General features: G+C 67.9%; 11 protein-coding genes and 1 tRNA gene. 4 read left to right on the plus strand and 8 right to left on the minus strand.

Going from position 1 to position 13,185, the window contains the following annotated elements; translation table 11 throughout:
• The first annotated feature begins 145 nt into the window (after positions 1–145).
• Positions 146–1,147, plus strand: coding sequence for a glycosyltransferase family 2 protein (locus tag QP166_RS00595; protein WP_333914144.1), 1,002 nt, complete (start codon positions 146–148; stop codon positions 1,145–1,147).
• A complete protein-coding gene (gene galE, locus QP166_RS00600) occupies positions 1,144–2,211 on the plus strand; it encodes a UDP-glucose 4-epimerase GalE (protein WP_333914145.1) in 1,068 nt (355 codons plus the stop codon). The genes QP166_RS00595 and galE overlap by 4 nt, the downstream gene beginning before the upstream one ends.
• Here galE and QP166_RS00605 read toward each other — a convergent pair.
• From QP166_RS00605 to QP166_RS00625, 5 genes are read right to left on the minus strand one after another with little or no spacing between them, the layout of a single operon-like run.
• Entirely contained in the window at positions 2,138–3,847 is a 1,710-nt protein-coding gene (locus QP166_RS00605; protein WP_333914146.1) for an ABC transporter ATP-binding protein, read from the minus strand. The genes galE and QP166_RS00605 overlap by 74 nt on opposite strands.
• Complete coding sequence (locus QP166_RS00610) at positions 3,831–4,799, minus strand: glycosyltransferase family 2 protein (protein ID WP_333914147.1); 969 nt, start codon at positions 4,797–4,799, stop codon at positions 3,831–3,833. The genes QP166_RS00605 and QP166_RS00610 overlap by 17 nt, the downstream gene beginning before the upstream one ends.
• Positions 4,796–5,488, minus strand: coding sequence for a polysaccharide deacetylase family protein (locus QP166_RS00615; RefSeq protein ID WP_333914148.1), 693 nt, complete (start codon positions 5,486–5,488; stop codon positions 4,796–4,798). Before QP166_RS00615 ends, QP166_RS00610 begins: the two co-directional genes overlap by 4 nt.
• Positions 5,451–7,751, minus strand: a complete 2,301-nt coding sequence (locus QP166_RS00620; protein ID WP_333914149.1) for a glycosyltransferase — start codon at positions 7,749–7,751, stop codon at positions 5,451–5,453. The genes QP166_RS00615 and QP166_RS00620 overlap by 38 nt, the downstream gene beginning before the upstream one ends.
• Positions 7,752–8,900 (minus strand): glycosyltransferase family 2 protein, encoded by a 1,149-nt coding sequence (locus tag QP166_RS00625; RefSeq protein WP_333914150.1) that lies wholly within the window; start codon positions 8,898–8,900, stop codon positions 7,752–7,754.
• A gap of 485 nt (positions 8,901–9,385) precedes the next feature.
• On the opposite strand from QP166_RS00625, the gene QP166_RS00630 reads away from it, so the two are divergent.
• A complete protein-coding gene (locus QP166_RS00630) occupies positions 9,386–9,508 on the plus strand; it encodes a hypothetical protein (protein WP_333914151.1) in 123 nt (40 codons plus the stop codon).
• 4 nt (positions 9,509–9,512) lie between these two features.
• On the opposite strand, the gene QP166_RS00635 is transcribed toward QP166_RS00630, so the two are convergent.
• Both QP166_RS00635 and QP166_RS00640 read right to left on the minus strand, forming a co-directional pair.
• Positions 9,513–10,616, minus strand: a complete 1,104-nt coding sequence (locus tag QP166_RS00635) for a family 16 glycosylhydrolase (RefSeq protein ID WP_333914152.1) — start codon at positions 10,614–10,616, stop codon at positions 9,513–9,515.
• A 225-nt stretch (positions 10,617–10,841) separates the two neighbouring features.
• Positions 10,842–10,916: transfer RNA gene (locus QP166_RS00640), tRNA-Thr, on the minus strand.
• A gap of 88 nt (positions 10,917–11,004) precedes the next feature.
• Here QP166_RS00640 and QP166_RS00645 point away from each other — a divergent pair.
• The gene (locus QP166_RS00645) at positions 11,005–11,139 is read left to right on the plus strand and encodes a hypothetical protein (RefSeq protein ID WP_333914153.1); all 135 of its coding nucleotides are present in this window, start codon (positions 11,005–11,007) and stop codon (positions 11,137–11,139) included.
• Here the strand turns inward: QP166_RS00645 and QP166_RS00650 are convergent, their stop codons facing one another.
• The gene (locus QP166_RS00650; protein ID WP_333917219.1) at positions 11,140–12,939 is read right to left on the minus strand and encodes an aminopeptidase P family protein; all 1,800 of its coding nucleotides are present in this window, start codon (positions 12,937–12,939) and stop codon (positions 11,140–11,142) included.
• Between the last annotated feature and the right edge of the window lie 246 nt (positions 12,940–13,185).

The following is a 13,185-nucleotide window of genomic DNA, read 5'->3' on the forward strand; positions in this document are numbered from 1 at the left end:
CGAGGTCCATCGGCGTGTCAATCCCGACACACTTGCGGCGCCGACTTCGCGCGATGGACGGATGCAGATCGCCGACGCGAACAGCGCGGCTGCGTCGATTGGGGGAGGCGCGAACATTGATGATATCCGACACGGAGCGCCGGGGGTGAAGGCGCACGAAAACGAGCTGGTGTCGGTGATTGTCCCGGCGTTCAACGCCGCACGTTATCTGGACGAGACGTTGCGCAGCATTCGCGCACAAAGCCATGAGGCGCTCGAGATCATCGTCGTCGACGACGGTTCGAGCGATGCGACGGCCGACATCGCCGCAGCACATGCACATGAGGATGCGCGCGTGAGGGTCGTCACCCAGCCCAACGGCGGGGTCGCGCGTGCGCGCAACACCGGCCTCTCGCACGCGCGCGGGCGCTATGTCGCGCCGATCGATGCGGACGATCTGTGGTCGCGCGACAAGATCGAGTGGCAGCTCGACGTTGCGCTGGCGGGCGCGGCGCCGGCGGCGCTGGTCTATAGCTGGTACGTCACCATCGACGAGAACGATGGCGTGCGACACTGGCGGCGGAACCTGCCCGAGGGCGACAATCTCGTCCGGCACATGTGCTACAACAATCTGGTCGGCAGCGGCAGCGCGCCGCTGATGCTGCGCGAGGCGGTGCTCGATCTCGGGGGCTATGACGCCACGCTCCGCGACCGCGCAGCGCAGGGGTGCGAAGACTATAAGCTCTATTTCGGGCTGATCGAGCGCCACCCGGCGCGGCTCGTGCCGGCCTATCTTACCGCCTATCGGGTCTACGGCGGCAATATGTCGTCCGATATCGAACAGATGCTGCGGTCGCGCGCCATCGTTGCGGACGAGATCGCGCAGCGGCGACCGGACCTGCGTAATGCGCTCGAACGCGGCCACGTCAGGATGTTGCGGCTGTTGCTGGAACGCCAGCTCAAGAGCGGCGACCGTGCCGGCGGGGTCGCGACGGTGCGTGCGATGATGACGCTGGGCGCAAGCGCCACGGCGAAGCAGGCAGCGCTTCTCGCCGGTCGGGCGGTGCGCCGGCTGGTCGCGCCGCGACGGATCGCGGATGGAGCGGCTGCGTGGATTTTCGACCCGGTACAGGGCGCGCGGCGACGTCGACGAGGAGAAGGCAGATGAGCGATAATCGACGCGGCACGGTGCTCGTCACCGGTGGCGCGGGCTATGTCGGCTCGCATTGCTGCAAAAGCTTCGCCGCGGCGGGCTGGCGTGTCGTCGTGCTCGACGATCTCTCGCGCGGGTTTGCCGAGGCGGTGAAATGGGGGCCGCTGGTCCGCGCACGCATCGACGACCGTCGTGCCGTGGAGGCGGCCTTGCGCGAATACCAACCCGATCTGGTCGCGCACTTCGCCGCGTTCGCCTACGTCGGGGAGTCGGTCGAGCGGCCCGAACTCTATTATGACAACAACAGCGCCGGTACGCTGGCACTGCTGGAGGCGATGCGTGCGACCGATGTGCGCCGGCTGCTGTTCTCCAGCACCTGCGCCACCTACGGCCATCCCACTTACCTCCCGATCGACGAGGGCCATCCGCAGCGGCCGATCAATCCCTATGGCTGGTCGAAGTTCATCATCGAGCGGATGCTGGAGGATTATGCCGTCGCGCATGGTTTCACCTCCACCGCGCTGCGTTACTTCAACGCCGCCGGGTGCGATCCCGCGGGCGAGATCGGTGAGAACCACGATCCCGAAACCCATGTCATCCCGCTTGCGCTCGACGCCGCGCTGGGGCGCGGGCCGGCCTTCCGGGTCAACGGCTTCGATTTCGACACGCGCGACGGCAGCGCGATCCGCGACTATATCCACGTCACCGACCTCGCCGACGCGCATGTCCGCGCCGCGGCGCGGCTGCTCGATACGGCGGGCGCGGACATCATCAATCTCGGCACCGGAACCGGCACGTCGGTCCTCGAACTGGTCGCCGCGGTGGAACGCGCGACCGGCACGCCGATGCAGGTCGAGCGGGGCCACGACGGCCGGGCGATCCGGCGGTGCTTGTCGCGTCGGCGACGCGCGCGCGGGGAGTGCTGGGCTGGCAGCCGGCGCATTCGGACATCGACACGATCGTCCGCACCGCCCTTGCCTGGCGGGAGCCGCGGACCGGGCGACCCTAACCGATCGCCGGGGGCGGACCGAGCCGAACGACGTGATCGGCGGGCGGCAGGCCGGCGGCGCGGTGCGTGATCAGCACGATGATGCGATCGGCGAAGCGGGCGCGCAGTCGATCGTAGACGTCGCGCTCCAGCCGGTCCTCGAGCGCGTTGGTCGCCTCGTCCAGGACGAGCACGTCGGGGTCGCGCAGCAGCGCGCGCGCCAGCCCCATGCGCTGACGCTGCCCGCCCGACATGTTGAGCCCGCGATCGCCGACTTCGGTGTCAAAGCCCTGCGGCAAGGAATCGATGAAGCTGTCCAGACCGGCGAGCGTCACCGCCTCCCGCATCGCCGCCTCGTTGGCGTCGGCGCGCCCGACGCGAAGATTGTCCGCGATCGAGCCGCCGATCAGGTCGGCGTCCTGCCCGGCGAGCGCGACGCGCGCCAGCCAATCGGCGCGCGCGATCTCGTCGAGCGGCACGTCGTCGACCAGGATGCGCCCGGTGTCGGGCCGATAAAGCCGCAGCAGCAGGCCGATTAGGGTCGTCTTGCCGACGCCGCTCGGGCCGGTGATCGCGGTCACGCCACCGACCGGCAGCTCGAAGCTGAGGTCGCGCATCACGGGCGCATCCGTTTCGCCATAAGCGAACGTCACCCGATCGAACCGGATCGCACGACGCACGCTGGTGAGCGTTCGCTCCCCGTCGGGCGGCACGCCGCGGTCGCGCAGCGCCAGCAGCCGGGCGACCTGTTGCAGCGACGCGCGATGCCCGATCAGCGCCATGCGATTACTTTCGAGTTCGCGGACGTGCGGCTGCATCCGGTACAGCAGCAGCACCGCGGTCATGGTCGCCGGGATCGTCACGCCCAGCGGGCCCGATACCAGCACCAGCCCGGTCAGCAGGGCGAGATAACTGATCTCGGTGATCGGCGACAGCAGCGCCTGCAGCCGGTCGATCGCCACGAACCCGTCGCGGGCGTGCTGCGACGTCGCGCGGAACCGGCGCTTTTCGTCGTTCTCGGCGCCGAAGGCGCGCAGCGTGCGCATCCCCTGCAACCCTGAGAGGATGCGATCGGTGAGTGCGATATTGTCGGCGACCGCGCGCTCGCCCATTGCGGCGGCCCGCCGGCCGAGACGCTCCACCACGGCGAAGATCGCTACCGACCCGGCGACCGCGATAAGCGCGATGCTGGGAGAGATCGCCGCGACGAACGCGCCGAAGATCACGATCGAGCAGATGTTGGTGCCGACGCGCGAGAGCGCATAGATCGCATCGGCGATCGCCCAGCTATCGGCGGACAGGACCGTCATCCACTCGCCCATGTCGCGTTCGCGCACCCAGCCATATGGCAGGTCGAACAGCTCCGCATGAAGGTGTCCACGGACATCGTCGCTAAGCGAATGGCGCAGCCACGAACTGATGAAGGCATAGATGACGTTGGTGATCGAGCGGGCGGTGATCAGCAGTAGCACCAGCCCGGCGAGCAGCGCCGCGCGCCCGTCGACCAGCGCGTACGCCTGTTGGTAGATCCGGCCGAGCGTGCCCGTCATCGGCACCGACGAGAAGCCGGTGTTCCCCAGCAATGCGTTGAGCAGGAGCACGATCAGGCTCAGCCCAAGGCTTTCGGCGACCGATCCGACAACACCCAGCAGCACCAGCACCGGCACATAGGGGCGATAGCGTGCGAGGATCGGCTCCAGGCGCCGGCGATCAAACTTCCAGCGCATCGCCGACCTCGATATCCTCGAACCGCGTCTGCGGTCGTCGCTCGCCGCGCGAAAGCAGGCGGCGCGCGACGATCTTCGGGACGCGCACTGCGGTGCGCAGCGCCGCCAGCCGATCCTGCCGGTACAGTTCGTCATACATCGCACCCGCCTCTGCGGCCTTGCCGTAGCGCAGCGCGCGCTCCAGCAGCCAGTCCAACAGGTAGATCCGCCCGCGTGCGAAGGTGCGTCGATGCTGCGGGTGGCGCAGCGCATTCGGTTCCATCACCAGATCGTACGAGCGCAACATGCGGCGCCCGTCGCTCGACATATTGGCGGGGGACCAGCGATAGCCCAGCAGCGTTTGCGGGACGAGCGCGAAGCGCGACCGCTCGGCAAGCGCGAAATACAGTTTGAGATCCTCGCACCCCTGCGCATCATTGTCGCGCAGCATCGGGTCGTAGCCGCCGCACGCCAAGACGTCGGCACGTCGCATCAGCGGGGCACTGCCATTGCCGATGAGATTGCCGAGGCACATCCGCTCCAGCACGTCGCCTTCGTCGCGCGGATGGCTTCCCCAATGGATGATGCGATCGTCGTCGTCGATCACCGCGAACCAGCAATAGACCAGCCCGACGTTATCGCCGCCGGCGCGCAGCGCGGCGACCTGCAACTCGATCTTGCGGGGGTGCCAGAGGTCGTCGGCGTCGACGGGCGCGACCAGCGCACCGCGTGCCTGGTCGATCCCGGAATTGCGCGCGCGCGCCACGCCGCCGTTCGGCTGCACCGACAGTCGTATGCGGTCATCCTCCGCGACGTGGCGCAGGACGCGCGCAGCGGTATCGTCGCTCGACCCATCGTCGACGACGATGATCTCGAGGTCGCGCCACGTCTGCGCGCGCACGCTGTCCAGCGTGCGGTCGATCGTCGTGGCCGCGTTATAGGCCGGGATGATGACGCTGACCGTGTCGCTCATGCGAGCCCCACCGCCTCGGCGAATTGCGCGATCGTCATGTCGCCATGAATCTCTATGCGGGGAAGCCGGAGCGAATGGTCGTCAAGCGACGCCATCCCGTTCTCCGTGGTGAAGCCGAGATGATAGCCGGCGGCATCGAAGAGGCGCACCGCGCGCTCGTCGCTGCCGCCATAAGGCGGGGCCAGCGCGCGCACCTCTCCACTCAGCCGCCGCGCGATCGTCTCACGCGATGCGACCGCCTCGTTGAGCAGTTCGCGCGTCGTGAGCGAGTCGACGTGGCGGTGCGAGGCGAGGTGGCTGTGCACGCCGAGCCCCTGCGCGTGCAGTGTGGCGAGGCCGCTCCAATCAAGCAGTAGTTGGGGTTCTCCCAGCCGTCGATCCCAGTCCGATTGCGCACCGACGCGGTCGGTGACGACGAAGACGTCAGCGATCATCGCATTGCGGTACAGGATCGGCCACGCTGTCTCGACAAGGTCGCGAAAGCCGTCGTCGAAGGTGATGACCACCGGGCGGCCGGGCACCGCTTCACCGCGCGCGTGATACCATCCGAGTGCCTCGACACTGAGCGCGTAGCAGCCGTGGCGGCGGAGCAGGCGCAACTGCTCCTCGAACGCGTCGGGGGCGACGCGCCAACGCGCCAGCGCCCCCGCATCACCGGCGGCGACGCTGTGATACATCAGTACCGGCACCGCGCGGGTCGCCTGCGTGCGGCACAGTTCCTCGGCGCGCGCCTCGATCCCGCCCCAGCGGATCGTGCGATGTACATCGGGGTGGAAGCGCGGCGTCGATCCACTCGACCGCTGGCGCCGATGTCGCCGGGGTATCGTCGCGCCGCCACAGGTCGATGCGGTAGAGATCGGAGCGCAGCGAGCGCTCGAGCACCAATCCGCCCGCCTCGCCAAAGGCCGCGGCGATCCGGTCCGCGCCAAAGGCGAAGCCCCAGTCGAACCCGGTCGATGCGGGATCGTCCTGCACCGCCAGCGAGTGCGCGGAGAGCAGATGCCCGCCGGGACGCAGCGTGTCGCGCAGCGCCTTCGCGGCACGAAGAAGGCTGTCCGCGTCCTGCACGTAATAGAGGACTTCGGAGCAGACGGTCAGATCGAACCCACCGGGCAGCGGACCCTGAAGGTCGAGCTGGCGATAGCTGACGTTGGTGTGAGCGCCGCACCGCTGCGCGGCGCGATCCAGCGCGACCTGTGCGATATCCGCAGCGACCAGCCGGCCGACATGCGGTGCCAGCAGCGCGGAGAAATGACCTTCGGCGCAACCCACTTCGAGCGCCTGTTCGACGTTCAGGTCGGCGATCAGCGCCAGGGTCTGCTCGTACTTGCGACGTTCGTAGGTGTCGTCATAGCTCCATGGATCGTCGCTGGCGGTGAAGAAACTTTCCCAATAGTCGCGCGAATAATCGCCCGCAGGAAGGTGTCGCTGCGCGATCTCCGGCGCCGGGCACGGCGGCACCGCGGCGCAGCGCTCCGTGGCGTCGCGGATGACATCGGCCTCGACCGCGCTCGCGCGCGGGCCATGCACGACGTCCGGGTGGCCGGTCAGCCATGCCTCGGTCGTGAGCGCGCGCCACGCTGCGCGTCCTTCGTGGCGACGCGAGACGCGCTTGACCACGCCGGGGAGCCGCCGTGCCAGAATGCGTGCGGAGGTGCCGCGTCGCTGCATCCAGCGCACGCGTGGTGCGAGATCGTCCCAGCCGCAGGTCGCGAGCACATGCTGCGCAACATCGCGTGCGCTGAGTCCGCCGAGCAGCGGCAGCTCGTGCGTGAACAGCGGGGCACCTGCGCTGTCGACGCGGAGATGGAGCAGGTCGGCGCTGCCCGGCTCGATCTTGTCCAATGCGGCCACGTCGTATCGCACGCCGCAGACGGTGGTGAGGAACAGCGGCCGGTCGAGCGGGTCGTTGCGCACCATGTCGCGCTCAAGCACGTAGGCGATACGGCGTGCGACCCCGGCGCGGCTTGCGTGGCGCTCGATCGCAGCCAGCAGCGGGGCCAGCGCGGGCGCCGCGCCCTCCCACAGACGGCCGAGCGCATCGGAGCTTTCGCCGCCGATCGCGAGCGCATCCCGCAGCGTGGCGACGACGTCGGTCTCGGCGTCTGCGAAATCGGTGGAGGGTAGCATCGCGACGAGCGGCGCCACCGGCTGTCCCGCCGTTGCTGCGGCAGTCGCGGCCCAGATGACGAAATGCCCCGCCGCGATGGCGACGTCATAGGCCGACCCGTCCTGGTGTGCAGGCGTCGCCGCGACGCGATCGTCGCTCGTCCGCGCGCGCGCCAATACGACGAGGGCATCCGCGGTGAGGCGTGTGAAGTCGCGTGACAAGGAGCGCGGCTGCATCCGGTAAAAAGCGAGCGGCGTCGCGACCCCGACGAAGCGCGCACCGGTGCGCGCGATACGGAGCCACAGGTCCCAATCCTCGCACGTGACCAGCCCGGGATCGAACCCGCCGACCGCACGGACGAGGGCGCGTGGCACGAGTACCGAATGGATCGCCACTTTGTTGGCGTGCGCGAACGCCTCGAACGGCGCGTCGGCGATCCCCTCTTCGAACACCGGCGCGAGCGCGGATCCGGTACTGCCGATCCGCTGATAGCCGCAGTAAGCGACCTCTGCGTCGTGCGCGTCGAGCGCGTTGGTGAGTAGTGCGAGATGCTCCGGCGCAATCGTGTCGTCGGCGTCGAGGAACAGCAGCAGCTCGCCGCCGGCGCTATCGATGCCGTGATTGCGTGCCGAGGACACGCCCTGATTGTGCTGCGAGATCAGTTGAATGCGCGTGTCGCCGGCCGCGATCCGGCTGGCCGACGCGATCGTATGGTCGGTCGATCCGTCGTCGACGACGAGGACTTCCCAGTCGGCGAAGCTTTGCGCCATGACGCTCGCGAGCGTCGCCGCGATCGTATCGGCGGCGTTGAACGCTGGCAGGATGACGGAGACCCGCGGCATCTATTTGGACGGGCGGGGGGCGCGCAGGTAGAAGAAGATGCCCGCGATCGCGCCGCCGACCTGTTGCGCCAGCATCCGGTCGCGCGCGCTAGAGCCTTTCAGCACGCGGCGCGCCGCAAGCCGCGCGTAATAAGCGGGCATACTGATGAAGGCGCGGCGCAGGTTGCCACGATCACCGGTCCGCTCGTGCTGCACCATCAACGCCGCGGTATGGCCGCGCATGTAATGGTAGATCTGGCTCTTCAATCCGTCGAGCGACAGGCGATGGTGGTGCCACACCACCGCCGCGGGTTCGTAGCGACAGGTGAACCCCGCCGCCAGGACGCGATACCAATATTCCGAATCGCCCGAACAGCCGGCCGCGCCGACGTCGAGCCGCTCGTCGAACAGCCCGATCCGACCGAAGATCTCGCGCCGGAACGCCATGTTCGCCCCGGCGCCGACGTCCCATGCCGGACAGCCGTGCGAACGGCTGGCACGATAGAATGCTTGGTCGAAATCAATCCGTGCGAAGCCTCGACCGAACCCCCATTCCGTCTCGAACAGCCATTGCGCCTCGGTGTCGAGCCGCGCGGGCAGCACGAGCCCGGTCACCGCCATCACGTCGGCGCGATCGAACGCCGCGACCGTCCGCTCCAGCCAGCGCGGATGCAGTTCGGTGTCATCGTCGGTATAGGCGACGATCTCTCCCGTGGCCGCGAGCGCGCCGGTGTTGCGTGCGAAATCCAGTCCGGGGCGATCCTCGCGCACATAGGTCACGCCGGCCGCCAGCGCCGCCTGCCGCGTCCGGTCGTCGCGTGAGGCATTGTCGACCACCACCACCTGACCGGGCGGCATGGTCTGTTGGGGCAGGCTGGCGAGGCAGCGTGCAAGCTCGTCGGGGCGGTCGCGCGTACAGATGACCACGCTGGTCGATCGCGGCGCCACGGCCGCTTGCGGTGCCGCCTCGGGCGCGGTTGCAATCGCTTCCGCCAGCAGCGCATCGCGTCGGTCCGTGGCCGGGAGCCAGACCGTCGCGACCGGCACGTCGCCGCGCCATAGACAGAGCAGGACCGGCGCGTCGTCGGGCAGCCCGGTCGCGGTGGCAGGGCCCGTCGCGATGTCGTGATCGATGACATGGGCGAACGGTGGCGCAGTCCGCTCGGTCAAGTCGGTTGGCCTCGTGCCATTCACGTTGCGGCCTCCTCGTGCAGCAGGCAGGTTTCAGAACCCGGCGTAGGAAATTAGCACGATCTTCCCGGCGCTTGGTCGAAGGAGCGCTGTGTGCATCCACGCTATTGGCTAGTACGATGCGACAGCGAGCGAACGCAATCCGCTAGTGCCCGGCCGGGTGGCTGGCGCTGATCCGGTGCGAATGCCTTCGCGCTTTCCGTCAAACCGGACGGCATTTGCGTGGCTCTTCCCGAGGGGAAGGCCGTGGCGCGGGGTAGGCAGGATTATTGCGCAGGCGGTGTGGAGGAACGGCTTAGATGCGGCGTTTCCGGGCCACCTTGCCCCAATATTGGACAGCCACGGAGTGGCCACGCAAAATGCTGCGAAATCAGCATGGTAAACGCTGTTCTACGAAAAACCCCTTCATCTACCCAGGAGCGATGAAGGTGACATACTGCCAGGATTGGCCAAAAAGTTCCTGTGTGAACGCGACGAACATCAGGTGCCGACCGAGGGGGTATGTCGAGTTGCAGGGCGTCCGATATCTCGTTCGCCGGATCGAGCGCATCGCGCAGGAGGCGCTCGCCTTCGTCAGCCCGGACTGACGTCCTACCCGCGCGGTTTCCATGCGGTGACATGGTCGATCCAGAGCGCTTGCGGATAGTCGACGACCCCGGTCTTCGGCGTGGCAGTGGCGAGGTTGACCAGATAATAGAAGGGCGTGGTGAAGTAATCGGCGGTGGTCACCAGCCGGTCGATCTCCTTGCCGTCCATGTAAATCACGATCGCGGGCTTGCCGTCGATCTTCGCGATGCCGCGCAGGTCGATGCCATAGGTATGCCAGTCGCCGTTGCCGATTTCGTCCGACAGGCTGTAGCCGTTGTTGCCGGTCGACCTGCCGCCGGACCAGCGATGGGTGGCGTGGTGGTGGCCGCGCTTGTTGCCGAGGCTGTAATATTCGATGCCGTCGACTTCGAGGTGCCCGCGGTTCTTGGGATCGTCCGGGCTGAGCAGCCAGAAGCCTGCCCAGGTTCCATAAGCGACGGGCATCTTCATCCGCGCTTCCCAATAACAGCCGGCGCAGGTGTAGCCGGCCTGATTGGGCTGGATGGCGACGCCGTTATAGGCCTGCCCGGGACTGACCGACTGGATCAGCCCGCTGTGTGCGCCGGCCGCGTCCTTATAGGCCTTCAGCACCAGATTGCCGTTGTAGAATTTATAGGCGGCGCCACCGGCGGCATCGAAGCTCGCGAGGCCGAAACTCTCGCGGCCCTTCGCGTAAAGCATTGGCCCGACGAGGCTAGTTGTCCCGTCGAAGGTCTGGCAATGATCGACGGCGGCGTTGAGCAGGCTGAGCGGACGTCCCTTGTAGCGCTCATCCCAGCCATTGATCCCGCCGCTTTTGACGGTGATTTCGGGAAGCGCGGCGGTGTTGGCCTGCGCGTAGGTGCTGGCGCAGGGCGAAGGCGGGCTGGCGACGGTCGTCGCGGCGAGCGTGAGGTTGCTGGCAAGCAGGCTGGTGCTGCTCTTCGGTGCGGCAACGGATGACGCCGTCGACGGCTGGGTCAAGGTTTTTGCATTGTTCGTCAGCGGGCTGGCGACGACGGTCACCGGCGTGACGGTCGTGACGGGAGCATCGCCCGACCGGCTCGCGGCGAAGGCGGCCAGACTGGTGAGCATCAGCGAGGAAAGCGCAGCATGACGATAGTTCATGCCCCGGCTTCTCGCACCGGGCGCTTAGCCGCGGATTAATAGACAAGGTTCGTGCCGGTTAACCCGATTGATTTCTCAGGCGAATTGCCGAGGGCGGGCTGCGAGGCGCGAAAATGCGTGCGTGCAGGAACATGCAACGCCCGTCCCCGAGCATCCTGGGTCGCATATGACGTTGAAAAGCTGGAGCGATCGTCAGCCCCGAGGGGCGAGATCGTCAGAAGAAAATGGTGCTGCCGGTGAGGATTGAACTCACGACCTCAGCCTTACCAAGGATGCGCTCTACCACTGAGCTACGGCAGCACTTCCCACGTTGTCCGCGGGAGCGGGCCTAAGAGCCGAGACGGACGTCGTTGTCAAGGTCGATCGGTGCCGTTAGCGGATATTTCCGATGAGCGATCAGGACGAACGTGCCGCGCGGCTCGCCGCGCAACTCCGGGCCAATCTGCGGCGGCGCAAGGAGCAGGCGCGGGGGCAGGCTGAGCCGCTTCCGGACGCGAACGACATGGAAAAGGAGCGGCCCTGATCACGCCGGGAGCGGTGAACAGCGCGATTCGACCCACTTGCGATCCGCTTCGTCGAGCAACGGGGACAGTTCGCGCGCCACAATAGCATGGTAATCGTCGACCCAGTGCCGCTCCGACGCCGATAATAGCCACGTGTCGATCAGGTCGGGATCGAGCGGTGCCAGAGTCAGCGTCTCGAACGCCAGCATCTCCGCCTCGCCACCCGCGACCGTGCGCGGCACGACCAGCAGCAGGTTCTCGATCCGGATGCCATAGGCGCCGGCCTTGTAATAGCCGGGCTCGTTGGAAAGGATCATGCCGGGGCGCAGCGGCTCGGACGGGCCGGCGCCGGGGTAGCTCGGCTTGGCGATCCGCGCCGGCCCTTCATGGACCGACAGGAAGCTGCCGACGCCGTGGCCGGTGCCATGCGCATAATCGAGCCCGGCCTGCCACAAGGGGCCGCGCGCGAGCCCGTCGAGCTGCGCGCCCGTCGTGCCGTGCGGGAAGACCGCGGTGGCGAGCGCGATATGCCCCTTGAGGACGCGCGTGTAGCGATCGCGCATCTCCGGCGTCGGGGTGCCGATCGGCACGACGCGGGTCAGGTCGGTAGTGCCGTCGTCATACTGGCCGCCGGAATCGACCAGGTAGAGCTGGCCGGGCTCGATCGCGCGGTTCGATTCCTCGGTGACGTGATAATGCGGGAGCGCGCCGTTCGGGCCGGTGGCGCTGATCGTGTCGAACGACAGGTCGCGCAGGACGCCGCCCTGTTCGCGGAAGTGCAGCAATTGCGCGGCGGCGGACAATTCGGTCTGCCCACCGCGCGGGGCGGCATCCGCGATCCAGCGCAGGAAGCGCGTCACCGCCGCGCCGTCGCGCAGCGAGGCGGCGCGGTGGCCGGCGACCTCGACCGGGTTCTTGCAGGCCCGCGGCACGACGGTCGGGTCGCGCCGCGCCAGCGTCGTCCCGCCGCTCGCCTCGACCGCGTCGAAGATCGCCGCGACGGTCAATGCCGGATCGATCGCAACCGTCTTGCCGGTGAAGTGCCGGAGGGCACCGGCGAAATCCTTGCGGTCGTGCAGCCGCACCGCATTGCCGAGATGCTCGCGCACCGCCGCGCCGACCTTCTCGGGCGCCACGAACAGATCGGCGGTGCCGTCGGCGTGGACGATCGCAAAGGAGAGCGCGACGGGCGTGTGATCGACGTCGCCGCCGCGGACGTTGAACAGCCATGCGATCGAATCGAGCGCGGCGACGACGAACGCGTCGGCGCGCTCCTCGCCCAGCCAGTCGGCGACCGCGGCGCGCTTCGTGGCGGAGGAGACGCCCGCCAGCGCCTCAGGCTGGACGATGAGCGGTGCCGGCGAAGGGGCGGGGCGGTCGTGCCAGACCGCGTCGATCGGATTGGCGTCGACCGCGACCAGCGTCACGTCCCGGGTTTCGAGCGCGCCGCGCCATTCGTCGATCGCGCCGCGCGGGTGGAGCCATGGGTCGTAGCCGATCCGCGCGCCGGCGGGGGCGTGGTCGGCGAGCCAGCCGGCGATGCTTTCCTCGGGGACGCCGACATACGCCCAGTCGGCGGGGTCGACCTGTTCGCGGACCTGGATCGTGTAGCGCCCGTCGGTGAAGATCGCGGCGCGATCCGCCAGCACCACCGCGCTGCCCGCCGAGCCGCCGAAGCCGGTCAGCCATGCGAGGCGCTGCGCATAGCTGCCGACATATTCGCTCATATGCTCGTCGGTCAGCGGGACGATGAAGCCGTCGAGGGCAGCGGCGGAAAGCTGCGCGCGGAGCGCGGCGAGGCGGTCGGTGTGGGACGTCATGCGGGAACAGGTGGCATAGCCTTGGGGTGTAGTCACGCCTGCGGCTCCTTTCGGTCGTTCCCGCGGGTCCTTTCGGTCACTCCCGCGGGTCCTTTCGGTCACTCCCGCGGGTCCTTTCGGTCATTCCCGCGGCTCCTTTCCGTCATTCCTGCGGCTCCTTTCCGTCATTCCCGCGGGTCCCTTCCGTCATTCCCGCGAAGGCGGGAATCCAGACGCGCAGGTTTTCGCAAGAGGCGAAACGTCAGA

It is taken from the genome of Sphingomonas sp. LR60 (genome assembly GCF_036855935.1).
GTDB lineage: Bacteria > Pseudomonadota > Alphaproteobacteria > Sphingomonadales > Sphingomonadaceae > Sphingomonas.

Bases quoted from the DNA above. Each gene is read 5' to 3' on its own strand.
- QP166_RS00645 (WP_333914153.1), top strand. From the start codon at position 11,005: ATGAGCGATCAGGACGAACGTGCCGCGCGGCTCGCCGCGCAACTCCGG.
- QP166_RS00605 (WP_333914146.1), bottom strand. From the start codon at position 3,847: ATGCGCTGGAAGTTTGATCGCCGGCGCCTGGAGCCGATCCTCGCACGC.
- QP166_RS00620 (WP_333914149.1), bottom strand. From the start codon at position 7,751: ATGCCGCGGGTCTCCGTCATCCTGCCAGCGTTCAACGCCGCCGATACG.
- QP166_RS00635 (WP_333914152.1), bottom strand. From the start codon at position 10,616: ATGAACTATCGTCATGCTGCGCTTTCCTCGCTGATGCTCACCAGTCTG.
- QP166_RS00610 (WP_333914147.1), bottom strand. From the start codon at position 4,799: ATGAGCGACACGGTCAGCGTCATCATCCCGGCCTATAACGCGGCCACG.
- QP166_RS00650 (WP_333917219.1), bottom strand. From the start codon at position 12,939: ATGACGTCCCACACCGACCGCCTCGCCGCGCTCCGCGCGCAGCTTTCC.
- galE (WP_333914145.1), top strand. From the start codon at position 1,144: ATGAGCGATAATCGACGCGGCACGGTGCTCGTCACCGGTGGCGCGGGC.